Consider the following 23,296-nt stretch of genomic DNA (forward strand, 5'->3'; position numbering starts at 1 on the left):
TACTGGCGCGAGAACATGGCAAGCAATGTAGCACAGGGCCCGGAACGGCCGGATGTCAGGCCGCCAGACCGGTGGTTTTGAGCAACACGCCAAGCGCCGCGCACGCCGCGATCACGGGGATCACGCCGGCCTTGAAACGCACCAGGGCGATGGCGGCCGCGGCGGCGATCACGAGCGCGGCCACGTCCAGCGGACCACCCGGCACCGGCCAGGCGATGTGGTGCAGGAAAAACACACCCAGGCTGGCGATCACGCCCACCACCGCGGCGGTGATGCCGGTGAGCGGCGCGGTGAAGCCCAGGTGCCCGTGGGTGCGCTCCACCAGCGGCCCGCCCGCGAGGATGAAGATGAACGAGGGCAGGAAGGTGAACCAGGTGACCACCGTGGCCGCCAGCGCCGCGCCCCAGAAGCGCGCCTCGGGCCCCAGCACCTCGGTGTGCCAGCCACCCAGGAAGCCCACGAAGGCCACCACCATGATCAGCGGCCCCGGCGTGGTCTCGCCCAGGGCCAGGCCGTCGATCATTTGCGGCCCGCTGAGCCAGCCGTGCTGCACCACCGCCCCCTGGTACACGAACGGCAGCACCGCATAGGCGCCACCGAAGGTGAGCAGCGCCGCCTGGGTGAAGAACAGGCCCATGGTGGGCAGCACGCCGTGCAGGCCCTGCCACGCCAGCAGCGCGGCCATCGGCAGCAGCCAGAGCAGTGCGCCCACCACCAGCACGCGCAGCAGCCCCGCGCGCGAGAAACGGGCGTGCGCCGGCGTGGGTGTGTCGTCGTCGATCAGCGCAGGCGCGTGTTCCGCGCCCGCGGCGACCGTGCGCGCGTGGGCGTTGGGCGGCACGAACTGCGCGGGCGCAAGGCGGCCACCCAGCCAACCCAGCGCCAGCGCCGACAAAACGACCAGCGGGAACGACAGCTTGAGCAGCGCGATGGCCACGAAACTGCCGATTGCCATGGCCCAGAGCCAGGGCGCCTCGCGCGGTGTGCGCAGCACCTTGCCGCCGATGCGCCAGACGGCCTGCACCACGATGGCCGCCACCGCGGGCTTGATGCCATAGAGCACACCGGCCACCCAGCCGACCTGCCCGAACACGAGGTAAACCCAGCTCAGCGCGATCAGCAGCAGCAGCGAGGGCAGCACGAACAGCGCACCGGCCACGATGCCGCCCCAGCTGCGGTGCAGCAGCCAGCCGATGTAGGTGGCGAGCTGCTGCGCCTCGGGGCCGGGCAGCAGCATGCAGTAGTTGAGCGCGTGCAGGAAGCGCCGCTCGCTGATCCAGCGGCGCTGCTCCACGAGTTCGCGGTGCATCACCGCAATCTGCCCCGCGGGTCCGCCGAAGCTGATGAAGCCGAGCTTGAGCCAGAAGCGAAACGCTTCGCCAAAGGAGACGGTACGCACCTCGCTCACACCGGCCTCCAGTGGTGGGCTTCGTTGCCGTGGTGTTCCTCGGCGACGCACCATGCGTACAAGGCGTCGTAGACCACGAGGCCGGCGGCCAGCAGCGCATGGTCGTCGCCGTCGTGCAGGCGCGCCAGCCCGAGCGAGGTGGCCAGCAGGCCGGCGCACGCCGGATCGAGATCGAGCCGGTCTGTGTCGGCACCGCGCACGATGGTGGCCAGGCGATCGAGCGCGGGCAGGCGCAGCGCGAACGCGTCGATCAGCGCGTCGAAGCTGCAGCGCTCACCCACATGCGTGATCGGCGCACCGGGGATGTCGAAAGCCACCGCACCAATTGCACGGGCGCGCGCCAGCACCTCGGCCGTGGGCGCGAAATGGAACACCGCGCGCGGGTCGATGAAGCGGCGCACCAGCCAGGGGCAGGCGATGCGGTCGATGCGCGGGCGTTCGCGCGTGATCCACTGGCTCGGCGCTTCGCCGCTCACGCCGAGGTCGCGGCGCTGGCGCACCAGGGGCAGCGGCTCGGCACGCACGCGCGCCACGAAATCCGCCGCATCGACGCCGGGCTCGCCGCCTTCGATGCCGCCTTCGAGCACCCAGGCCCGCCGGCCGGCCGCGCGCAGATCGCGCACCGCCTGCTGGCTGACCTCGTGCCCGTACACGCAGTACACCATCACGTCGCGCGCGGTGTCGCCCGAGGGCAGCACGCGCACGGCCGCCGCCACGCGGTGTTCGCTGGGCGAAAAGCGCGCTTCACGGCGCGCGTCGAGAATGAAGGGGGCGTCGGGACGGCCGAGGCGATCGGCCAGGGCGTGACGCGAGATGAAGAGGTCGTCGTCCATGTCAGGCTCCGTGAGGGGCTGCTTCAGCGCTTGGACGACGTGTCTCGGCCCGAAGGCCGCGGGAGGCTGAACATCCCGACGGCTGCAGTGTACGGCGGTTGCCGCGGCCCTGCCAGGCTTCAGGCGGTCCCGCCGACGGTGAGCGCCTCGATGCGCAGCGTGGGCTGCCCCACGCCCACCGGCACGCTCTGGCCTTCCTTGCCACAGGTGCCGACGCCGGTGTCGAGTCGCATGTCGTTGCCGATCATGCTCACGCGGGTGAGGGCGTCGGGGCCGTTGCCCACGATGGTGGCGCCTTTCACCGGGTACTGGATTCTGCCGTTCTCGACCCAGAACGCCTGGCTGGCCGAAAACACGAACTTGCCGCTGGTGATGTCGACCTGGCCGCCACCGAAGTTGGTGGCATACAGGCCCTTCTTGATGCTGGCGATGATTTCTTCGGGCGGGGTGTCGCCGCCGAGCATGTAGGTGTTGGTCATGCGCGGCATGGGCGTGTGGGCGTAGCTCTCGCGGCGGCCGTTCCCGGTGGGCTTGACGCCCATCAGGCGCGCGTTCATCGCGTCCTGGATGTAGCCGCGCAGGATGCCGTCTTCGATCAGCACGTTGCGCTGCGAGGCGTTGCCCTCGTCGTCCACGTTGAGCGAGCCGCGGCGGTCGGCGATGGTGCCGTCGTCGAGCACGGTGACACCCTTGGCCGCCACGCGCTGGCCGATGCGCCCGGCGAAGGCGCTCGAGCCCTTGCGGTTGAAATCGCCTTCAAGCCCGTGGCCCACCGCCTCGTGCAGCAGGATGCCGGGCCAGCCGCTGCCCAGCACCACCACCATCTCGCCCGCGGGCGCGGGACGCGACTCGAGGTTGGTGAGCGCCTGCTGCACGGCTTCGTCCACATAGCTTTGCGCCATGGCGTCGTCGAAGTACGCCAGGCCGAAACGGCCACCGCCGCCCGAGCTGCCCATTTCGCGGCGGCCATTATGTTCCGCGATCACGGTGACGGACAGGCGGATCAGCGGGCGCACGTCGGCCGCCAGCGTGCCGTCCATGCGCGCCACGAGCACCACGTCGTGTTCGGCGGCCAGCCCGGCCATCACCTGCACCACGCGCGGGTCCTTGGCCTTGGCCATTCGCTCCACCTTCTCCAGCAACGCCACCTTGGCGGTGCTGTCCAGCGTGGCAATCGGGTCGACGCCGACGTAGAGCGAGCGTGAACCGGCCACCTTGCCCGCGGCGACTTTGACCTTCTTCGCCTGGCCCTGGCCCGAGATGCTGCGCACGGCATGTGCGGCGTCGAGCAGCGAATCCCAGGACAGGTCGTCCGAGTAGGCGAAGGCGGTTTTCTCGCCACTGACGGCGCGCACGCCCACGCCCTGCTCGATGCTGAAACTGCCGGTCTTGACGATGCCCTCCTCCAGGCTCCAGCCCTCGTTGCGGGTGGCCTGGAAGTACAGGTCGGCGTCGTCCACGCCGTGCGAGGCGATCTCCGCCAGCGCCTTGTGCAGGTGGGCGGTGGTGAGGCCGAAGGGTTCGAGCAGTTGCTGCTCGGCGGTGGCCAGACGGGCCAGGGTGGGTTCGCGCGCGATCATGAGGGCATTGTAGGAAGGCGCCGCCCGCCGCGGGGCGATCAGGGTCTTGGCAGTCCGTCGGGGTGGTTGCGCATCCAGTCGAGCAGCGCGGCATCGTCGTGCCCGGCCAGGCCGTCACGCAGCGCGGCGGCGAACACCGCAGCGGCCAGCGGGCCGAGCACGCCCGCGTGGCCCGCGCGCTGCGCCGCCGCCACCGCCAGCCCGCTGTCCTTGGCCAGCAGCGTCATGTGGGCGCGCGGCGCGTCGTCGCCGGCCAGCGCGCGGTGCATGCGGTCGCTGCCGATCCAGCTCTGCCCGCTGGAGCGCTCGATCACGCCCAGCGTGGTGCCCGCATCCAGACCCAGGCGTTCGGCGAGCGCCAGGACCTCGGCCGCGCCGGCGAGGTTCACCGCCGCGAGCAGGTTGTTGACGAGCTTGGTGCGCGCGCCGTCACCCACGCGCTCGCTCACGCGAAACACCGCATCGGACAGGTCGGCCAGCAGCCGCGCATGGCGTTCCACCACCGGCGCGGGCCCGGCGAGCATGAGGCTCATGGTGCCCGCACGCGCACGGGCCGGACCGCCCGAGGGCGGCGCGTCCAGCGTGTGCACGCCCTGGCCGGCCAGGCGCAGCGCAATCGACTCGACGTCCTCCGGCGCGATCGTGGGACACAACAGCACCGTCTGGCCGGCGCGCAAGCCGGCGGCCGCGCCCTGCTCGCCCCACAGCACCTCGCGGCACTGCGCGGCGTCCACCACCACGATGGCCAGCACGGCGCCCTCGCCCAGCGTGGCTGCGGCCGCTGCGGGTGTGTCGCACAGCCGGGCGCCGGCCGCGCGGGCCTCGGTCTGGCGCAGTGGGTCGATGTCGCACACCGCCACCGGCCAGCCGCGCTCGCGCAGGCGTTGCACCATGGCGCCGCCCATGTTGCCGGCCCCCACGAAGGCCACGCCAGGCAGGTAGGTCGTCATGTGGGAATGAGCCGCTTGGCGCGCGAGATGGCCAGCAACATGCCCAGGCCCACGCCCAGCGTGACCATGGCGGTGCCGCCGTAGCTCACGAACGGCAGCGGCACGCCCACCACGGGCAGGATGCCGCTGACCATGCCCATGTTCACGAAGGCATAGACAAATATGTTGAGCGTGAGCGCGCCGGCCAGCAGGCGCGAAAACAGCGTGGGCGCTTCGGCGGCGATGATCAGCCCGCGCACGATGAGCGCGATGAAGCCCGCCAGCAGCAGCAAGACACCCATCAGCCCGAATTCCTCGGAAAAGCCCGCGAAGGCGAAGTCGGTGGTGCGCTCGGGGATGAATTCGAGGTGCGTCTGCGTGCCCTGCATGAAGCCCTTGCCCCAGACGCCTCCCGAACCGATGGCGATCACGCCCTGGATGATGTGAAAACCCTTGCCCAGCGGGTCCTTGGTGGGGTCGAGCAGGGTGCACACGCGCTGGCGCTGGTACTCGTGCAGCACCTGCCAGTCCACGCCCGGCGCGCACCAGCTCGATTCGTTGGCAATCAGCAAGCCGATGCCGATGACGGCCAGCAGCACCGGCGGGACGATCAACTTCCAGCTCAGCCCGGCGAAGAAGATCACCGCCAGCCCGGAGGCGACCACCAGCAGCGTGGTGCCCAGGTCGGGCTGCAGCAGGATGAGCATCGCTGGCACCGCCAGCAGCACGCCGGCCACCGCGAAATCGGTGGCCTTGAGCTGCCCCTCACGGCGGTGGAACCACCAGGCCAGCATCATCGGCATCGCGATCTTCATGATCTCGCTGGGCTGGATGACGATCACGCCGATGTCGAGCCAGCGCTGGGCGCCCTTGCGCATGATTCCCGCGAACTCCACGCCCAGCAGCAGCACCACGCCCGCCAGGTACAGCGGCAAGGCCAGACTCATCAGCCGTTGCGGCGGGATCTGCGAAAACAGCAACATCACGCCGGCGCCGATCAGCATGTTGCGGCTGTGCTGGGCAAAGCGCGCGCCGTGGTCGAAGCCCAGCGAATACATGGCGAACAACCCGATGGCCGCCATGAACAGGATGATGGTGATGAGCGGCCAGTCGAAGCCACGCAGGAAGGGAATGACCCGCTGCAGCAGGGAAGGTTTTTCGATCACGACGGCCATGACCCGCGATTATCCTGCCACCATGAATGACACCACGCACCTGCTGTACCTGCATGGCTTCCGTTCCTCGCCGCTGTCCACCAAGGCGCGGGCCGTGGCCGAACGCGTGGCGCGCGATCACCCGGCCGTGCACTGGTGGTGTCCGCAGCTGCCGCCCTCGCCGCGCGAGGCCATGGCGCTGGTCCGGCACGGCGTGGCCGGCTGGCCTGGCGAGCGCATGGCGGTGGTCGGTTCCTCGCTCGGGGGCTTCTATGCACGCTGGCTGTCCCTGCAGACGGGCTGCCGCGCGGCCCTGCTCAACCCGGCGCCGTTTCCCGCGCGCGACCTCGCGGCCCACATCGGCGAGCAGACCACGTGGCAGAACCCCTCGGAACGCTTCTTCTTCGAACCGCGGTTCGTGGACGAGTTGCTCGCGCTGCAGGCCGATATCGAGCGACTGGCGCCAGAGCGCCCCGCCACGCCCGACGGGCTCTTCGCCCTGCTGGCCAAGGGTGACGAGCTGCTCGACTGGCGCGAGATGCAGGCCTTTGCGCACGGCGGCACCATCCGCCTGCTCGACGGGAGCGATCACGCCATCAGCGATTTCGACCATCACATCGACGCGCTGCTGTCGTTCCTGAGGCTGGCCTGACCCCGGGATGGGCGCAATGGGACAATCCGCTGCATGCACATCCTGTTCGACGAGGCCGGCAAGTTTCTGACCGGCCGCGTGTTGTCCGAGGCGGAGAGTTCGATGCAGGTCGAACTCGACTCGGGCAAGCGCGTGAAAGTGAAGGCGGCCAATGCGCTGCTGCGTTTCGACAAACCCGCGCCTGCGGAGCTCATGACCGAGGCCACGAAGCTGGCCGAGGGCATGGAGGTGGAGCTCGCCTACGAGTTTGCGCCCGACGAGGAATTCGGCTTCGCCGACCTGGCGCGCGAGTACTTCAGCGCGCAGGCCGGGCCCATCCAGCAAGCCGCCGCGCTGCTCACGCTGCAAGGCGCGCCGCACTACTTCCGCCGTGCCGGCAAAGGGCGCTACAAGAAGGCGCCCCCCGAGATCGTGGCGCAGGCGCTCGCCGCCATCGAGAAGAAGCAGCAGCTGCAGGCGCAGATCGAGGCCTGGGCGGGCGAACTGATCGAAGGCCGCTGCCCGCCCGCGGTGCAGGAGCAGCTCTACCGCATTCTGTTCAAGCCCGACAAGAACGGGCCGGAATACAAGGCCGTGGTGGAGGCCGCGCGGCGCAGTCAGACCGCCCCGCTGGCGCTGCTGCAAAGGGCTGGCGCCATCCGCAACGCCTACCAGTTCCACTGGCAGCGATTCCTGTTCGAGCACTTCCCCAGGGGCACCGGCTTTGCCGCGCTGGCGGCCCCCACCATCGCCGAGGAGCTGCCACTGGCCGCGGTGCATGCCGTCTCGATCGACGATTCGGCCACCACCGAGATCGACGACGCGCTCTCGCTGCAGGGCCTGGGCACCGGCACGGTCACACTGGGCATCCACATCGCGGCACCGGGTCTGGCCATCACGCCCGACAGCGCGCTCGACCAGGTCGCGCGGCAGCGGATGTCCACGGTGTACATGCCGGGCCACAAGATCACCATGCTGCCCGACGACGTGGTGCAGGCCTGCACGCTGCAGGCCGGGCGGGACTGCCCGGCGGTTTCGCTCTACGTGGAATTCGACGAGGCAACGCTGGAGCCGCGCGGCAGCCGCACCGCGCTGGAGCGCGTGCCGATCACGCTCAACCTGCGTCATGACAAGCTCGACGCGGTGATCACCGAGGCCTGGCTGGGCGGCGCCCCCGGCACGGACGCACCGCCCGAGATCACGGCGCTGCAGCCGATGCTCGCCTTCCTGCACCGCTTTGCCGTGCACCACAAGGCGCAGCGCGAGATCGCGCGCGGCAAGCCGGAGACCTTCACTCGGCCCGACTACACCTTCAAGCTCGAAGGGGTCCAGGGCGACGAACCCGAAGGCAGCGAGACGGTGATCATCGGTACGCGCTCACGCGGCGCGCCGCTGGACCTGATGGTGGCCGAGGCCATGATCCTGGCCAACAAGACCTGGGGGCAGTGGCTGGCCGACAGCGGCGTGCCCGGCATCTACCGCAGCCAGGCCAGCCTGCTCCCGGGTATCAAGGTACGCATGGGCACACGCGCGCAACCACACGCGGGCCTGGGGGTGAAGTGCTATGCCTGGAGCACCTCGCCGCTGCGCCGCTATGTGGACCTGGTGAACCAGTGGCAGATCATTGCCTGCGCGCGCCACGGCAAGACGGCCGCGCTGGCCGCGCCCTTCAAGCCCAAGGACGCCGCGCTGCTGGCCGTCATCAGCGCCTTCGACGCCGCTTACACCGCCTACAACGGCTTTCAGGGCGGCATGGAGCGCTACTGGACCTTGCAGCATCTGCGCCAGAACGGCATCACCGAGCTCACGGCCACGCTGATCAAGGAGCGGCTGGTGCGGGCCGACACGCTGCCACTGGTGTTCCCGGTGATGGGCGCCGATGGCCTGCCGCGCGGCGCGCACCTGCGGGTGCGCCTGGGCGACATCGACGACATCACCCTGGAGATCGCCGGCACCGTCGTCGAACGTCTGGACCAGCCGGTGGAGGACCTTGACGCCATCGCCGGGGAGGACGAGGACGAACCGCTTGGCGCTCCATTGGCACTGGCCATCGACGTGAACGACGCCCAGGCCGACAACAGCGCTCAGACAACGGGGGACAACGGATAATCCACGGGTGAAGTCCGATCGCGTGAAGACCGCCCGCGCGCCATCGCGTTCCGCCTCGGCGGCCGCACGAACCCTGCGCAACCTCAGCACCCTGCAGCTGGCGCTGCTGGTTTCGCTCGGGGTGCACGCGGCCCTGCTCACCGTGCGCTTTGCCGCGCCCGAGCAATTCAACCGCGTCTTCAAGGACACCCCGCTCGAGGTCATCCTCGTCAACGCCCGCAGCGACCAGCGGCCCGAAAAGGCCCAGGCCATCGCCCAGGCCTCCCTGGCCGGCGGTGGCGACGCCGAACGCGGGCGCGCCACCTCGCCGCTGCCACCGGCCGCCGTGGCCCGCCTGGGTGACGCGCCCGACGAAGCCGCCCGCCGTGTGGAAGCGCTGCGCGAGCAGCAGGAACGGTTGCTGGCCCAGGTGCGCCGCTCCCTGGCCGCCATGCCCCCGCCGGAAAAGGCCAGCGCACAGCCCACCCAGGAATCGATCGAGCGTGAGCAACGCCGCCAGGCGCTGGTGAAGATCCTGGCCGAGATCGAGAAGCGCATCAACGAAGAGAACGCGCGCCCGAAGAAGCGCTACATCAGCCCGGCCACGCGCGAGGCGGTCTACGCCGTCTATTACGACGGCCTGCGCCGGCGCATCGAGCAGCACGGCACGGCCAATTTCCCCGAGGCGGGCGGGCGCAAGCTGTACGGCGAACTCACCATGGTGATCACCGTCAATCACACCGGGCAGGTGCTGGACACCGAGGTGGTGCAAGGCTCCGGCACGGCCCTGCTCGACCGGCGCGCGCAGGCCATCGTGCGGGGCCTTTCCTTTGGCCGCTTCAGCGACGCCATGCGCCGCCAGGCCGATCAGATCGTGGTCGTCTCGCGCTTTCGCTTCACGCGCGACGACGGTCTGCAAACCCAGCTCTCGGGCCAGTAGCGGTGCGCGCATTCGGTCGCTGGCTGCTCTGGCTGATGTTCGCGGGCGTGGCCCTGCAGCTCTTCTTTCTTGGCCGCATCGCGCTGATGGCGGCCCTCGATCCACACAGCACCGCGTTCCAGCGCTCCGAGGCCTGGCGCGTTGCGGTCGGCCACGCACGCGGCGAAGGCGAATGGCGCTGGCGCCAGCAGTGGGTGGACGGCGAGCAGATCAGCCCGCACCTGTGGCGTGCGGTGGTGGCCTCGGAGGACGCGGGCTTCTTCGAGCACCGAGGCGTGGAGTGGGAGGCCATCCAGAAGGCGTGGCAGAAGAACGAGCGGCGCCAGGAACAGGCGGAGCGCCGCGCCGCGCAGAACCCCAACCGCGCCACACGCGAACCCAAGGTGGTGGGCGGCTCCACCATCACGCAGCAACTGGCCAAGAACCTGCTGCTCTCGGGCGAGCGCACGCTGCTGCGCAAGGGCCAGGAGCTGGTGCTTTCGCTCATGCTCGAGCTGCTGCTGGACAAGCGTCGCCTCCTGGAGATCTACCTCAACAGTGTCGAGTGGGGCCAGGGCGTGTTCGGCGCCGAGGCCGCGGCGCAGCGCTACTTCAACAAGCCCGCGAGCCGCCTCACGGCCTACGAGGCGGCGCGGCTGGCGGTGATGCTGCCCTCGCCCAAGTTCTTCGAGACGCGCCCCGGCTCGGCCTACCTCGCGCGCCGCGCGGGCACCATCGTCGCCCGCATGGGCGACATCAGGCTGCCATGAGGCCCGCCGCCAGCGCTGTCGGCTACTTCCTGCTCGGGCTGGTGCGCCTGCTCACCGGTGCGCAGGCGCGCTGGCACGGCTGCCCGCCCAAGGCCGAGCAGCGCATTTACTTCGCCAACCACCAGAGCCACGCCGACCTGGTGCTGATCTGGGCCGCGCTGCCGCAGGAGCTGCGCAGCATCACGCGCCCGATCGCCGCGAAGGACTACTGGACCGCCTCGCCGCTCAAGCGCTGGATCACCACCGAGGTGTTCAACGCGGTCTACGTCGAGCGTGAGCGAAAGGGCGACGAGGACCCGCTGGCGCCGCTGATCGCCGCGCTGGAGAGCGGCGACTCGCTGATCCTTTTCCCCGAGGGTACGCGAGGCCACGAGGAAGACCCGCAGCCCTTCAAGAGCGGCCTCTACAACCTGGCGCAGCGCTTCCCCGAGGTGGTGCTGGTGCCGACCTGGATCCACAACGTGCAGCGCGTGATGCCCAAGGGCGAGGTGGTGCCGGTGCCGGTGCTGTGCTCGGTGACCTTTGGCGAGCCGATCCGGCTGGGTGCCGACGAGCCGCGGGCGGACTTCCTGACCCGCGCGCGTGCGGCGGTCATCGCCCTGAGGGACATCTGATGGGCGCATTCCTGCGCGGCCTGAGCCAGAACCAGCAGGTGGGCCTGCTGTTCCTGGTGGTGTTCGGTCTGCTCACCCTGGTCACGGTGGCGGGCATGCTGCTGTCGCTGCGCGAACGCCGCGCCCACGGCGACGACGCCCAGCTGGCCCGGCGCCGCCACGACAACGCCAACCTGCTGCGCGTGTCCTGGATCATGGCCATGGTGTTCTGGGTCGGCTGGGTACTCGGCGAAGGTGTGTCCATCGTGCTGTTCGGCGTGCTCTCCTTCTTCGCCCTGCGCGAGTTCATCAGCCTCTCGCCCACGCGCCGCGGCGACCATCGCAGCCTTGTGCTGGCCTTCTTCGTGGTGCTGCCAGCGCAGTTCGCCCTGGTCTGGAACAAACACTTCGACCTGTTCACCGTGTTCGTGCCCGTGTATGTGTTCCTGGCCTTGCCGGTGGTGAGCGCCCTGCGCAACGACCCGCAGCGCTTCCTGGAGCGCAACGCCAAGCTGCAATGGGGCATCATGGTCTGCGTCTATGGCCTGAGCCACGTGCCGGCATTGCTGCTGCTGCAGTTCCCGCGCTGGCTTGGCAACAACGCCTTCCTGGTGTTCTTCCTGGTGCTGGTGGTGCAGACCTGCATGCTGGTGCAGCACCTCACCGCTCGCGGGCGCTCCCGGCCCGTGGCACCCGCCATCAGCGAGAGCTTTCACTGGCAGAGCTGGGGCTGGGGCCTGCTGGCGGGCGGCCTGCTGGGCGCACTGCTCGCGGGCTTCACACCCTTCAAGCCACTGCAGGCACTGGCCATGGCGCTGGTGGCATGCGTGGCGGGCTCGCTCGGCCACCTGGTGATGAAAGCCATCAAGCGCGACCGCGGCGTGACGAACTGGGGCGGCGAGCGCCGCTCCGTCACCGGCGCGGCCGGCCTGCTCGACCGCATCGACGCGCTGTGTTTCGCGGCACCCGTGTTTTTCCATTCTGTGCGCTGGACCTTCGACCTATGAGGATTCTCGGCATCGACCCCGGCCTGCAGTGCACCGGCTTCGGCGTGCTCGACGCCGACGGACCGCGCCTGCACTACGTGGCCAGCGGCACCATCCAGACCAGCCCGAAGGACGGCGCCCTGCTGCCCGCTCGGCTGAAGGTGCTGTTCGACGGCATTGGCGAGGTGGTGCAGCGCTACCAGCCCCAGGTGGCGGTGTGCGAGATCGTGTTCGTGAACGTGAATCCACAAGCCACGCTGCTGCTGGGCCAGGCGCGCGGCGCCTGCCTGACCGCGCTGGTGGCCAATGGCCTGAACGTGGCCGAATACACCGCCCTGCAGCTCAAGAAGGCTGTGGCTGGGCACGGCCGCGCCACCAAGGAGCAGATGCAGGAAATGGTGAAACGCCTGCTGCAGTTGCCCGGCCTGCCCGGCAAGGACGCGGCCGACGCGCTGGGCCTGGCCATCACGCACGCACAGGTGGCACGCACCACCGCGGCCATCGAACGGGTGGCGCCGCTGCGGGCGCGCACGCACGCGGCGTACAAGGCCGGCAGGAGCTACTGAGGTGGTCATGCGCTGGCTCGGCCGTCGCCCAGCGGGCCTGGGCGCGTGGCTGGCATTGGCCTTCATCGTGCTGTCGATGGCGCTCACCGCGGCCCTGACCTGGTTCATCGGCCACGCCGCGATCGGGCAGTTGCGGTCCACGATCGGCGTGAACCTGGCCGAGCTGGCGACGCAGACCGCCAGCCGCCTGGATCGCTCCATGTACGAACGCCACCGCGAGGTGCGGCTCATGGCGGCGCGCCTGGGTGACGTGACCGATCCGGCCCGCGTGCGGCGCGAACTCGACACCCTGCAGACCAGCTATCCGCTGTACTCCTGGATCGGACTGACCGACGACAGGGGCACGGTGCTCACCGCCACAGGCGGCCTGCTCGAAGGCGTCGATGTATCGGGGCGCCCCTGGTTCATCAACGCCCAGCGTGGTCAGGCCATGGGCGACGTGCACGAAGCCGTGCTGCTGGCCCGCCTGCTCGGCAACGAAGGCGAGGCGCCGCCCCGCTTCGTTGACATCGCGTTCACGATGTCGAACGCCGACGGCAGCCCACGCGGTGTACTGGCGGCGCACCTGAATTGGTCGTGGGCGCGCGATGTGGAGCGGGCCATCTTCCAGCCGCTGGACGCCACGCGCGCGATCACGCCCTTGATCGTTTCCCGAGACAACCGCGTTCTTCTGGGGCCCGCCGACCTCCTGGGCACCGCGCTGGATTTGCCCAGCCTGCGCCAGGCTGCCATGGCATCGGGCAAGGCCACCGGTCACACCGAAGAAAGTTGGCCCGACGGCCATCGCTACCTCGTGGGCTATGCCAGCGATCGCGGACTCGACGATTACCCGGGCATGGGCTGGCGTGTGCTCGTGCGGCAGCGCCTGGACGAGGCCTATTCGCCGGCCTCCGCGCTACAGCGCCAACTGCTCGTCGCCGGCTTGCTCGCGGCGCTGGTTTTCTCGGTGCTGGGCTGGTGGGTGGCTCGCTGGATCTCGCGACCCCTGCGCGCCCTCACGACATCGGCCGGACAACTGCAGCAGGGCCAGCCGGTGCGGGTGCCCGTATCGAACCACTACGAAGAGGTGGCGCAACTCGGCCAGGCCTTGAATGCCCTCGTTTACCGCTTGCAGGCCAACGAGGTGCAGCTGCTCGAACTCAACGCCAACCTGGAGCGACGCGTGAACGACCGCACGCAGGAGCTGCGCAAGGCGTTCGAACAGGTGAAGTCCAACGAGCAGCGCATCGAAACGCTCGTGGAACTGGCACAGGACCCGTTCGTGACGATGGACTTTTTCGGCCGCATCACCGACTGGAACTCGGCCGCAGAGCAACTGCTGGGCTGGAAGAGCGAGGACGTGATCGGTCGCCCGCTGGAGGAGATCATCATTCCTGCGCGCTACCGCGGACAGATGCAGGCAGCGCTCGCGCACTACCTGCAAACCCGCGAAGCGCCGTTCGTGGGCCAGCGCCTCGAGCGCCTGATCATCGACAACCAGGGGCGCGAGATACCGGTGGAAATGCGCATCGGCCTGATCGACAACCCGCCGGTCCAGTTGTTCAGCGCGTTCCTGCACGACATCCGCGAGCGCCAGGAAATCGAGCGCCTGAAAAAGGAGTTCGTCTCGACCGTCTCGCACGAGTTGCGAACCCCGCTCACCGCCATGTACGGCTCGCTGAACCTGATGGCCACCGGCATGGCTGGCGAGCTGCCAGCGGACGCCAGGGAGCTGGTGCAACTGGCCAACGACAGCTGCGAGCGGCTGATCCGGCTCATCAACGAGTTGCTCGACATCGAGAAGATGGACGCGGGCAACATGCAGTACGACATGCGCCGCCAGCCGATCGAGCCGTTGGTGATGCGCGCGGTGCGCGACACCATGGCCTACGCGAGCCACTATGGTGTCGAACTGCGTTTTCTGGCTGGTGCCGACGCCATGGTCGATGTCGACGGCGACCGCATCGTGCAGGTGGTGGTCAACCTGCTCTCCAACGCCACCAAGTACTCACCTCGCGGCGGCATGGTGGACGTGTCGATCAAGGTGCGATCGGGTCATGTCAGGGTGTCGGTGCTGGACCAGGGGCCAGGCGTGCCCGAGGCCTTTCGCGCGCGCATTTTCGAGCGGTTCGCGCAGGCCGACGGCTCCGACCGACGACAGAAAGGCGGCACCGGCCTGGGCCTGGCGATCTGTCGCAGCATCATGGTGGCGCACGGCGGGCGCATTGACTTCACCAGTGAGCCCGGCCGCACCGAGTTCTTCTTCGAGCTGCCGCTGGCCTGATCGTCCAGCGGGTCGGGTGGTGCCGTGTCACGGGCCGGCGTTGAGTCCCTTGCGCTTCATCTCGCCCCACTGGGACTCGCGCTGGGTGGCCCAGCGCCACAGGCCGATCAGGCGCCACCAGCTGTTGAGCTGGCGATAGCCGAAGTTCTCGAGCACCACCATCAGCACCAGCAGGGCCAGTTGCCCCGCACGCGGGTACAGATGGAACGCCATTTCCTCCAGCAACAGGCCGGAAAACGACAGCAGCACGCCCAGGCCCACGGCCACGAACAGGAAGATCGCAAACGCCTGCCATGAAATCAGGCCGAACGACCACGCCAGCACCATGAAGACGTAGCCGCCCAGTTCGACCAGCGGGCCCAGCCATTCGAAGGCCGCAAAGAAAGGGTAGGCCAGCCAACCGGGCGCTCCACCCCGGCGGTTGAACATCAGGCCGACATTGGTGCTCATGCTCTCTGACAAGCCCCGCTGCCAGCGGATGCGCTGGTTGCGCAGGGTGAGTCGGTCCTCCGGCGCTTCGGTCCAGCACACCGGGTCGGGCACGAACTCGATGCGATAGCGTTGTTGCAGTGCCCGCAGATGGCGGTGCAGGCGCACCACCAGCTCCATGTCCTCACCGATGGTCTTGACGCGGTAGCCCCCGACTTCAATCACCAGGTCGCGCCGGAACAAGCCGAAGGCGCCCGAGATGATGAGCATGGCGTTGAGCTGGGACCAGCCCAGGCGGCCAAAGAGAAACGCCCGCAGATACTCCACCACCTGGAACAGGGCCCACAGGTTGCGCGGCAGCCCCACCTGCGTGAGCACCCCGCCTTCGATTCGGCAACCGTTGGCCACGCGCACGGTGCCGCCGGTGGCCACCACGAAGGGGTCGCGCTGGAACGGCTTGACCACGCGCTGCAAGGCATCGCGCTCCAGGATGGAGTCGGCATCGACGCCGCAGAAGAGTTCGTGTCGGGCGAGGTTGATGCCCGCGTTCAGCGAGTCGGCCTTGCCACCGTTGGCTTTGTCGATCACCCGCAGGTTGGGGTGAAGGCGCGAGCGAAAGCACCCCCGGATGGGTTGCGTGGGCAGGCGCTGTGCCACGGCCTCCGGGAACGGCTCCAGCGCGAAGGCCTCGACCAACGCCGCCAGCGTGCCATCGCGCGACCCGTCGTTGATGACGATGACCTCGAAATTCGAGTAGCTCAAGCCCAGCATGGAACGCACGGAATCGACGATCGAAGCCTGCTCGTTGAAGGCCGGCACCAGCAGGCTGATGCCCGGGTCCATGCCGCTGTGAACCTGGGGCAGCTCATCCAGCACGCGCTCCTGCAGGCCGCGCCACAGGCTGATCATCGAGACCAGGTTGAGCAGCAGATAACCGAGGTTGAGCAAAACGAAATAGGCCAGCACGAACGCCGTGGTCGCCTCGATCAGCAACGGCACCGTCATCGCGCCTCCCCGCCCCACTCGCGCTGCGCGATGGCGTGGCGCAGTGCGTCGTGCGCCGGGGTACCCGGCGCTGCCAGCGCCCGCAGATCCGGCTCGCCCAGGAACGGCAGATCGACGAGCACATGGGCGCTCGCCAGCCGGACATCGGCGTCGGCGTCCTGGAGCAAGGCGCTCAGTCGGGGAAGGTCGGCGGGAACCGCGATGCTGGCCATGGCGCGCAAGGCCTGAGCGCGCACACCCGCGTGCGGGTGCTGCAGCGCCTGCAGCACCCCGTCGTGCCACTCGGGGCCGTGCAGCAAGGGCAGCAATTCGCACACCACCGCCGGCTCCGTGCGCTGTTGCAGCAGCCGATGCAGGCTCGGCGGTGGCAGGTTCGCGCGCAGGGCACGCGCCAGACGCAAGGCCCTGGGCAAACGGCTCGGGCGCAGGCCCGGCAGATGCCGCGCCAGCATGAGGGCGAAGGCATCACGCGCATCGGCCATGAAAGCGGCGAGACGGGCCACGTCCCAGTCGTCACGTTGCAATACCGCCGGTGTGAGGGTCTCGGCCGCCCGCAGCGGGTCGATCTGCACGAGTGCTCGGGCCGCGTTGATCGACAGCAGCGGATCACGCAGCCCGGCCAACCGATGCAAGGCCTCCCACGCCGCTGGATCGCGCAGATGACCCAGCGCCAGCACCGCCTGCAAGCGCGCGGGCCGCGATCCACCGGCCAGCAGACTGCGCGCGAAACGGTCCAGGCCCAGGCTGCGTGCGGCGTTGTTGAGCCGCTCGGCCGCCTCACCGCGAACCGACTCGTGCAGATACACCCACAGCCGCAGGAAGCGCCGGCGCTCGCCTGCGGGCAGCGCGGGCAACGGGGCGGTCGAGGGCTCGATCACCAGCGACAGCAACCGGGGGCGCCACTGCGCCACAAAGGCCTGCCAACGCCGCTCTTCCCGAAGCAAGGCAAGGCGCAGCAACACGATCACCAGTGCAACGATCACCGTCAGCAACGTGGCCACCACGCCGCTCCAGAGAGCCACCCGCAGGACTGGGTCAGAAACGTCGCTGAACACCGGCGCCCACACCCGTGCGCACATAGAAGTCGCCCTGGCGCGTTCGGCTGAGCGAGCCGGTGAGCGTCCAGGCGTCGTCCAGGCGCCAGCGCGCCACCAGCGCCAGCGAGCGCACGCGGGCCAGCGCGATATTGCCCGCGCCGAGCTCGGTGGCCTCGTCGCCGGCAGCGACGATCAATCCCAGTGAGCGGCCTTCGGCCGGATACCAGTGGCTGCGCCATTCGAGAACCTGCTCGCTGCGCCCGAGCGCACGCACGGGAGACCAACGCAGGGCGTGGCTGAAATCACCCACGTAACGCTCAAGACCGAGATCGAGGCGATCAACCTCGCTGCTGCGGTAGCGGGTGTGGCGTGCACCCAGGTGCAGCAGCCACGCCGGGGCGAATTCGTACTGCAGGCGCCCCGCCAGGCCTGTTCTGGGCAGGACGCGGTGCGTGGGACTGACCGTCAGCGACAACCCGGCCACCCACGCGGGCGACAACGCGCGCTCGTGCGTGAGTTCGAACTGCGTGTCGTCGAGCCCGAAACGGGAGGTGCGGGTGAGTGCGAAGGCACTGAAGTCGCGCGCGCCATGGTGACGCTGGACGCGCAGGCTGTGCTCGGTCCAGTCAGCGTAGCCGCGGTCGAGGTCACTGCGTTCGGTGGACAGGCCCACCTCCGTGCGGGGAGCGTCTGCATCTTGTGCATGTGCCAGCGGACCTGCCAGCAGCAGGACCAACCACCAGCCCGCGCAGCGCTTCACGGGCGTCCTTTCGAGAACCGGCGCAGCCGGGCGAGCAATTCGGCCGGCTGGAACGGCTTGAGGATGTAGTCGTTGGCGCCGGCGTCCAGTGCACGCACGATGTCGCTTTCCTGTGTCTTGGCGGTGAGCATGACCACGGGAACGTCGGCCCATCCTGCCTGGGCGCGCAGGCGACGCACGAGCTCGAACCCGTCCACAAAAGGCAGCATCACGTCCAGCAACGCCACGGCAGGCACCGCCCCGGTTTCGATCAGGCGCACGCCTTCGCGGCCATCGACGGCGTGCAGCACCTCGTACCCTTCGCGTTCCAGCATGAAGCGCAGCAAGTGGGCGATGTGGTCGTCGTCTTCAACGACCAGCGCCAGGGGGCGGGTGCTGGCACTCACAGCAGGCGCTCCATGGCCAGCACCGCAAAGAAGCCAAGTGCGGCCAGCACCGTCCACTTCAGGATCACCAGCCCCCAGGTGCGGTACCGCGCCTGGCCGGTACCGATGTAGAGGGCGAAGCACACGCCTGCCGCGAGCAGCAGCAGCAGGACGGCCCAACGGAACAGCAGCATCTTGGCAGCGCTTACCAGGCTGGCGTGAGTTGCGCGAAGCCGCGCGGCGCCTCGCGATCGTTCTCGAAACTCACGACCTCGTAGGCCTCGGGCCGCGCCAGCAATGCCCGCAGCAGCTGGTTGTTCATGGCGTGGCCACTGCGGAAGGCGCTGTAGGCGGCGAGCAGGGGTTTGCCCACGATGTGCAGGTCACCCATGGCGTCGAGGATCTTGTGCTTGGCGAATTCATCGCCGTAGCGCAGCCCGTCGGCGTTGAGCACCTTCACGTCGTCCATCACGATGGCGTTGTCCAGGCCGCCGCCCAGCGCCAGGCCGTGGGAACGCATCATCTCCACGTCCTTGGTGAAGCCGAAGGTGCGTGCTCGCGCGATCTCACGCGCGTAGTTGCCGCTGCCGAGGTCGAACTCCACACGCTGGCCCGACGCGTTCACCGCGGGGTGGTCGAACTCGATCTCGAAGGCGAGCTTGTAGCCGTGGTACGGCTCGAGACGCGCCCACTTGAGGCTGCGGCCTTCGCCTTCGCGCACCTCCACCGGCTGCGTGACACGGATGAAGCGCTTGGGCGCGTTCTGCGCCACGATGCCGGCGCTTTGCAGCAGGTAGACGAAGGAAGCCGAGGAGCCATCGAGGATGGGCACCTCTTCGGCGGTGATGTCGATCAACAGGTTGTCCAACCCGAGGCCGGCACAGGCGCTCATGAGGTGCTCGATGGTGTGCACCTTGGCGCCGCCGTTGGAGATGGTGGAAGCCAGGCGGGTGTCGCTCACCGCAGTGGCGTTGACGGGGATGTCCACGGGCTGCGGCAGGTCGACGCGGCGGAACACGATGCCGGTGTCGGGCGCGGCCGGGCGCAGCGTCAGCTCCACGCGCTGACCGCTGTGCAGGCCGACGCCCACCGCCTTGGTCAGTGATTTGAGGGTGCGTTGCGCAAGCATTCCCGGATTGTAGGTTTTTCCCCTGTGGAACACGGTGAGAAATGGTGATGGGCTTGATAGGGGGGGGCGGTTGTGTGCTCCGTCCGCTTCCTGGGTTGTTGTTGTGATCTCCGGCGGGTCCGGTCGTCGCCGACCGGTATCCGGCTCCGCGACTGTCCCCCGCCAAGGGCTTTGCCCTTGGCTCCTCCTTTATGTCGCTACGCCGGACACCGATCACCGCCGACCTCTCGGCGTTCGGCGGATGCGCGCTCCGGCATCACGCGCGCTCCGGCATCACTTCAGCTCGCGGGTGTGGGGTGCTCCACGCAGCGGCATAAAGGAGGAGGACCGCGCAGCGGTCCGGGGGACAGCCGCGGAGTGGAGTACCCCACACCCGCGAGCGTGCGCGAGGTGCCACGAGCGACGTGCCCCCGTTCAATCCGCCTGCTTGCGCAAGAAGGCAGGAATCTCGAAGTCGTCCATGCCACCCGAGGCCAGCGCGTCCACCTTGGCCGCGGCCTGGGTGCGGTTGGTGCGCCACACGCTGGGCACGGCCATGTGCTGGTAGTCGGGCTGGGCCGTTGCGACGCCGGCACCGGGGCCGCCCACGGCCTGGTTCACGGTAGGGACATTGAACGGCGTGTTGTCGGTACCGGTGCGCAGCACCTGCAGCGGCGGCGCGGTGCGACGCGCGCCGTGACGCGACAGGCCGGTGGCCACCACGGTCACGCGCATCTCGTCGCCCAGGCTGTCGTCGTAGGCAGCGCCGTAGATCACGTGCGCTTCGGCCGAGGCGTAGGCGCGGATGGTGTTCATCGCCAGCTTGGACTCCGACAGCTTGAGCGAGCCCTTGGCCGCGGTGACCAGCACCAGCACGCCCTTGGCGCCCGAGAGGTCGATGCCTTCGAGCAGCGGGCAGGCCACGGCCTGCTCGGCGGCGATGCGCGCGCGGTCCGGGCCGGCGGCGGTTGCCGTGCCCATCATGGCCTTGCCGGGTTCGCCCATCACGGTGCGCACGTCTTCGAAGTCGACGTTGACGTTGCCGTACTCGTTGATGATCTCGGCGATACCGCCGACGGCGTTCTTGAGCACGTCGTTGGCGTGCGCGAAGGCCTCGTCCTGGGTGACGTCATCGCCCAGCACCTCGAGCAGCTTCTCGTTGAGCACCACGATCAGCGAATCGACGTTGGCCTCGAGTTCGGCGAGGCCGTTGTCGGCGTTGGTCATGCGACGGCCGCCTTCCCAGTCGAAGGGCTTGGTGACCACGCCCACGGTGAGGATGCCCATGTCCTTGGCCACGCGCGCGATCACCGGTGCGGCGCCGGTGCCGGTGCCGCCGCCCATGCCGGCGGTAATGAACAGCATGTGCGCGCCCTCGATGGCTTCGCGGATCTGCTCCACCGCGCCCTCGGCGGCCTCACGGCCTTTCTCGGGTTTGCTGCCGGCGCCCAGGCCGGTCACACCGAGCTGGATGGTCTTGTGCGCTGCGCTGCGTGCCAGCGCCTGCGCATCGGTGTTGGCGCAGATGAATTCCACGCCCTGGACCTCACGGGCAATCATGTGTTCGACCGCGTTGCCGCCGCCGCCGCCCACGCCGATGACCTTGATCTGCGTGCCCAGGTTGAATTCTTCGACTTCGATCATTTCGATGCTCATTTCGGTGCTCCTTGATGCAGTTGCCTGTTTGTCTGGTGATGTGCGGAAAATCGGGATTCGGGTCATCCGGGAGGCCCGGTGTGTTCGGCACACCGTCCTCGTCGTCGTCGACATCGCCACGCGGGCGGGCCGTGGATGAGCAGGTCGTTGAAGCGGTGCATCAGAACGTCCCCACGAACCAGTTCTTCACGCGCTCCAGCGCGCCCGACATCGAGCCCGCCTTCTGCGACACCTTGTGGCCGCGCACGCGCGCCAGGCGCGCTTCTTCGAGCAGGCCCATCACGGTCGCCGAGCGCGTCTGCGCCACCATGTCGGACAGCGCGCTGTGGTAGTTGGGCACGCCACGGCGCACCGGCTTCAAGAAAATGTCCTCGCCGAGTTCGACCATGCCCGGCATCACCGCGCTGCCGCCGGTGAGCACGATGCCGCTGGAGAGCATTTCTTCATGGCCGCTGTCGCGCAGTACTTGCTGCACGAGCGAGAAGATCTCCTCCACACGCGGCTCGATCACACCGGCCAGGGCCTGCTTGCCCAGCAGGCGCGGGCCGCGGTCGCCCAGGCCTGGCACCTCCACCTGCGTATCCGGGTCGGCCAGCAGCTGTTTGGCGCAACCGCTTTCGACCTTGATGTCTTCGGCGTCCTTGGTGGGCGTTCGCAGCGCCATGGCGATGTCGCTGGTGATGAGATCGCCCGCGATCGGGATCACCGCGGTGTGGCGGATGGCGCCGCCCGAGAAGATGGCCACGTCGGTGGTGCCGGCGCCGATGTCGACCAGGGCCACACCGAGTTCCTTCTCGTCATCGGTGAGCACGGCCTGGCTGCTGGCCAGCGGGTTGAGCATGAGCTGGTCCACCTCCAGCCCGCAGCGGCGCACGCACTTGATGATGTTCTCGGCCGCGCTCTGCGCACCGGTGACGATGTGCACCTTGGCCTCCAGGCGGATGCCGCTCATGCCGATCGGCTCCTTGACCTCCTGGCCGTCGATCACGAACTCCTGCGGCTCCACCAGCAGCAGGCGCTGGTCGGTGGAGATGTTGATGGCCTTGGCGGTCTCGATCACGCGCGCCACGTCGGTGGCGCTGACCTCGCGGTCCTTGATGGCCACCATGCCGCTGCTGTTGATGCCGCGGATGTGGCTGCCGGTGATGCCGGTGTAGACCCGCGCGATGCGGCAGTCGGCCATCAACTCGGCTTCCTTCAGGGCCTGCTGGATGCTCTGCACCGTGGCGTCGATGTTGACCACCACGCCGCGCTTCAAGCCGTGGCTGGCGGCCACGCCCAGGCCCGCGAGCTTGAGCGTGCCGCCGTTCTGCACCTCGGCCACCACCACCATGATCTTGGCGGTGCCGATGTCGAGTCCGACGACGAGGTCCTTGTATTCCTTGGCCATGATGGATGCGTGCGTTTACCGGTTTGGTGGGCGTAGGGTCGGGTTGACGGGGGTGTCGGTGGCGGTGGTCACGCCGCGGATGCGCAGCGCGTAGCCGTTGGGGTAGCGCAGGTCCACGCTTTGCAGCGCGCCGGCGTAGCGTTCGGTGAGCTGCGGCAGCGTGCCGATGAAGCGCTGCACGCGTGCCTGCAGTTCCTCGGGCGTGCCGCGGCCGATCTCGATCTCGGCGCCGTTGTGCAGCCGTGCGCGCCAGCTTCCGCGCTCGCCGAATTCCAGGCGCTCGAGGTCGAACTCGAGGCGGGCGAAGACCGGTTGCAGCGTCTGATAAAGCGCCCACACCTCGGCAGAGCGGCCCTCGGGGCCGGCGATCTCGGGCAGGTTGTCGGCGTCATCGGGGCTTGCTTCGAACACCTCACCGAGCGTGTTCACCAGTTCGCCCGAACCGTTCTCGCCCCACCAGGCGACGGGCCGGTGCTCCTCGATGGTGACGCGCAGGCGGTTCGGAAACTCGCGCTGCACCACGGCGCGGCGCACCCAGGGCACCTGCTCGAACAGCGTGCGCACCTGCTGCAGATCGACGTTGAGGAAGCTCGACGACAGGCGCGAGCGCATTTGCGTGGCCAGTTGCGCGCGCAGCGTCACGGCGCTTTGGTGGGCCACGTCGCCATGCACGCTGATGGCCTTGACCGTCCACACCGGATGGCGCACGGCCCAGGTGCCGATGGCACCGAGCGTGAGCACGGCGAACACGCCCAGCAGAAGCTGGGTGGCCACGGCCATCAGCTTCACGTCCAGGGGCAGTTCGGTGTTCGCCATGGTGCTTCGA

Annotated in this window: 22 protein-coding genes; 8 read left to right on the forward strand and 14 right to left on the reverse strand. The window is 68.8% G+C overall.

Annotation, left to right across the window (positions count from 1 at the left end; genetic code table 11):
• Positions 1-55: 55 nt before the first annotated feature.
• From chrA to rodA, 5 genes are all read right to left on the reverse strand, one after another.
• On the reverse strand, positions 56-1,408 hold the full coding sequence (gene chrA, locus M3149_RS02735) for a chromate efflux transporter (RefSeq protein WP_251707798.1): 1,353 nt from the start codon (positions 1,406-1,408) through the stop codon (positions 56-58).
• Positions 1,405-2,241 carry a chromate resistance protein ChrB domain-containing protein gene (locus M3149_RS02740; RefSeq protein WP_251707799.1) on the reverse strand — a complete coding sequence of 279 codons (837 nt, stop codon included), beginning with the start codon at positions 2,239-2,241 and terminating at the stop codon, positions 1,405-1,407. The genes chrA and M3149_RS02740 overlap by 4 nt, the downstream gene beginning before the upstream one ends.
• A gap of 119 nt (positions 2,242-2,360) precedes the next feature.
• The gene (gene tldD / locus M3149_RS02745; protein ID WP_251707800.1) at positions 2,361-3,821 is read right to left on the reverse strand and encodes a metalloprotease TldD; all 1,461 of its coding nucleotides are present in this window, start codon (positions 3,819-3,821) and stop codon (positions 2,361-2,363) included.
• 38 nt (positions 3,822-3,859) lie between these two features.
• On the reverse strand, positions 3,860-4,771 hold the full coding sequence (locus M3149_RS02750) for an NAD(P)-dependent oxidoreductase (RefSeq protein ID WP_251707801.1): 912 nt from the start codon (positions 4,769-4,771) through the stop codon (positions 3,860-3,862).
• Complete coding sequence (gene rodA / locus M3149_RS02755) at positions 4,768-5,925, reverse strand: rod shape-determining protein RodA (protein WP_251707802.1); 1,158 nt, start codon at positions 5,923-5,925, stop codon at positions 4,768-4,770. Before rodA ends, M3149_RS02750 begins: the two co-directional genes overlap by 4 nt.
• A 22-nt stretch (positions 5,926-5,947) precedes the next feature.
• Here rodA and M3149_RS02760 point away from each other — a divergent pair, with 22 nt between their 5' ends.
• From M3149_RS02760 to M3149_RS02795, 8 genes are all read left to right on the forward strand, one after another.
• Entirely contained in the window at positions 5,948-6,556 is a 609-nt protein-coding gene (locus tag M3149_RS02760) for a YqiA/YcfP family alpha/beta fold hydrolase (RefSeq protein ID WP_251707803.1), read from the forward strand.
• Positions 6,557-6,589: 33 nt separating this feature from the next.
• Complete coding sequence (locus tag M3149_RS02765; RefSeq protein WP_251707804.1) at positions 6,590-8,644, forward strand: ribonuclease catalytic domain-containing protein; 2,055 nt, start codon at positions 6,590-6,592, stop codon at positions 8,642-8,644.
• A 73-nt stretch (positions 8,645-8,717) separates the two neighbouring features.
• Positions 8,718-9,563 (forward strand): energy transducer TonB, encoded by an 846-nt coding sequence (locus M3149_RS02770; protein ID WP_251707919.1) that lies wholly within the window; start codon positions 8,718-8,720, stop codon positions 9,561-9,563.
• A gap of 2 nt (positions 9,564-9,565) precedes the next feature.
• Complete coding sequence (gene mtgA / locus M3149_RS02775; protein ID WP_251707805.1) at positions 9,566-10,312, forward strand: monofunctional biosynthetic peptidoglycan transglycosylase; 747 nt, start codon at positions 9,566-9,568, stop codon at positions 10,310-10,312.
• Entirely contained in the window at positions 10,309-10,926 is a 618-nt protein-coding gene (locus M3149_RS02780; RefSeq protein ID WP_251707806.1) for a lysophospholipid acyltransferase family protein, read from the forward strand. Before mtgA ends, M3149_RS02780 begins: the two co-directional genes overlap by 4 nt.
• A complete protein-coding gene (locus M3149_RS02785; protein ID WP_251707807.1) occupies positions 10,926-11,912 on the forward strand; it encodes a phosphatidate cytidylyltransferase in 987 nt (328 codons plus the stop codon). The genes M3149_RS02780 and M3149_RS02785 overlap by 1 nt, the downstream gene beginning before the upstream one ends.
• Positions 11,909-12,457 (forward strand): crossover junction endodeoxyribonuclease RuvC, encoded by a 549-nt coding sequence (ruvC, locus tag M3149_RS02790; protein WP_251707808.1) that lies wholly within the window; start codon positions 11,909-11,911, stop codon positions 12,455-12,457. Before M3149_RS02785 ends, ruvC begins: the two co-directional genes overlap by 4 nt.
• Positions 12,458-12,464: 7 nt before the next feature.
• Complete coding sequence (locus tag M3149_RS02795; protein WP_251707809.1) at positions 12,465-14,720, forward strand: ATP-binding protein; 2,256 nt, start codon at positions 12,465-12,467, stop codon at positions 14,718-14,720.
• A gap of 27 nt (positions 14,721-14,747) precedes the next feature.
• Here M3149_RS02795 and M3149_RS02800 read toward each other — a convergent pair whose 3' ends face one another.
• The 9 genes from M3149_RS02800 to M3149_RS02840 all read right to left on the reverse strand — a co-directional run bounded on the left by M3149_RS02800 (position 14,748) and on the right by M3149_RS02840 (position 23,286).
• Positions 14,748-16,154: a glycosyltransferase family 2 protein gene (locus M3149_RS02800; protein WP_251707810.1), complete on the reverse strand. Its 1,407-nt coding sequence runs from the start codon at positions 16,152-16,154 to the stop codon at positions 14,748-14,750.
• The gene (locus M3149_RS02805; RefSeq protein WP_251707811.1) at positions 16,151-17,176 is read right to left on the reverse strand and encodes a HEAT repeat domain-containing protein; all 1,026 of its coding nucleotides are present in this window, start codon (positions 17,174-17,176) and stop codon (positions 16,151-16,153) included. The genes M3149_RS02800 and M3149_RS02805 overlap by 4 nt, the downstream gene beginning before the upstream one ends.
• 13 nt (positions 17,177-17,189) lie before the next feature.
• Positions 17,190-17,951, reverse strand: a complete 762-nt coding sequence (locus M3149_RS02810) for a YaiO family outer membrane beta-barrel protein (RefSeq protein WP_251707812.1) — start codon at positions 17,949-17,951, stop codon at positions 17,190-17,192.
• Positions 17,948-18,337 carry a response regulator transcription factor gene (locus M3149_RS02815; protein WP_251707813.1) on the reverse strand — a complete coding sequence of 130 codons (390 nt, stop codon included), beginning with the start codon at positions 18,335-18,337 and terminating at the stop codon, positions 17,948-17,950. The genes M3149_RS02810 and M3149_RS02815 overlap by 4 nt, the downstream gene beginning before the upstream one ends.
• Positions 18,334-18,510 (reverse strand): hypothetical protein, encoded by a 177-nt coding sequence (locus tag M3149_RS02820; RefSeq protein ID WP_251707814.1) that lies wholly within the window; start codon positions 18,508-18,510, stop codon positions 18,334-18,336. Before M3149_RS02820 ends, M3149_RS02815 begins: the two co-directional genes overlap by 4 nt.
• Before the next feature lie 11 nt (positions 18,511-18,521).
• A complete protein-coding gene (gene lpxC, locus M3149_RS02825) occupies positions 18,522-19,445 on the reverse strand; it encodes a UDP-3-O-acyl-N-acetylglucosamine deacetylase (protein ID WP_251707815.1) in 924 nt (307 codons plus the stop codon).
• A gap of 414 nt (positions 19,446-19,859) precedes the next feature.
• A complete protein-coding gene (gene ftsZ, locus M3149_RS02830) occupies positions 19,860-21,080 on the reverse strand; it encodes a cell division protein FtsZ (protein ID WP_251707816.1) in 1,221 nt (406 codons plus the stop codon).
• A gap of 160 nt (positions 21,081-21,240) precedes the next feature.
• Positions 21,241-22,470, reverse strand: coding sequence for a cell division protein FtsA (gene ftsA / locus M3149_RS02835; protein WP_251707817.1), 1,230 nt, complete (start codon positions 22,468-22,470; stop codon positions 21,241-21,243).
• Between the two features lie 15 nt (positions 22,471-22,485).
• On the reverse strand, positions 22,486-23,286 hold the full coding sequence (locus tag M3149_RS02840; protein ID WP_251707818.1) for a cell division protein FtsQ/DivIB: 801 nt from the start codon (positions 23,284-23,286) through the stop codon (positions 22,486-22,488).
• Between the last annotated feature and the right edge of the window lie 10 nt (positions 23,287-23,296).

Source organism: Hydrogenophaga intermedia, assembly GCF_023715105.1.
Classification (GTDB): Bacteria; Pseudomonadota; Gammaproteobacteria; order Burkholderiales; family Burkholderiaceae_C; genus Hydrogenophaga; species Hydrogenophaga intermedia_A.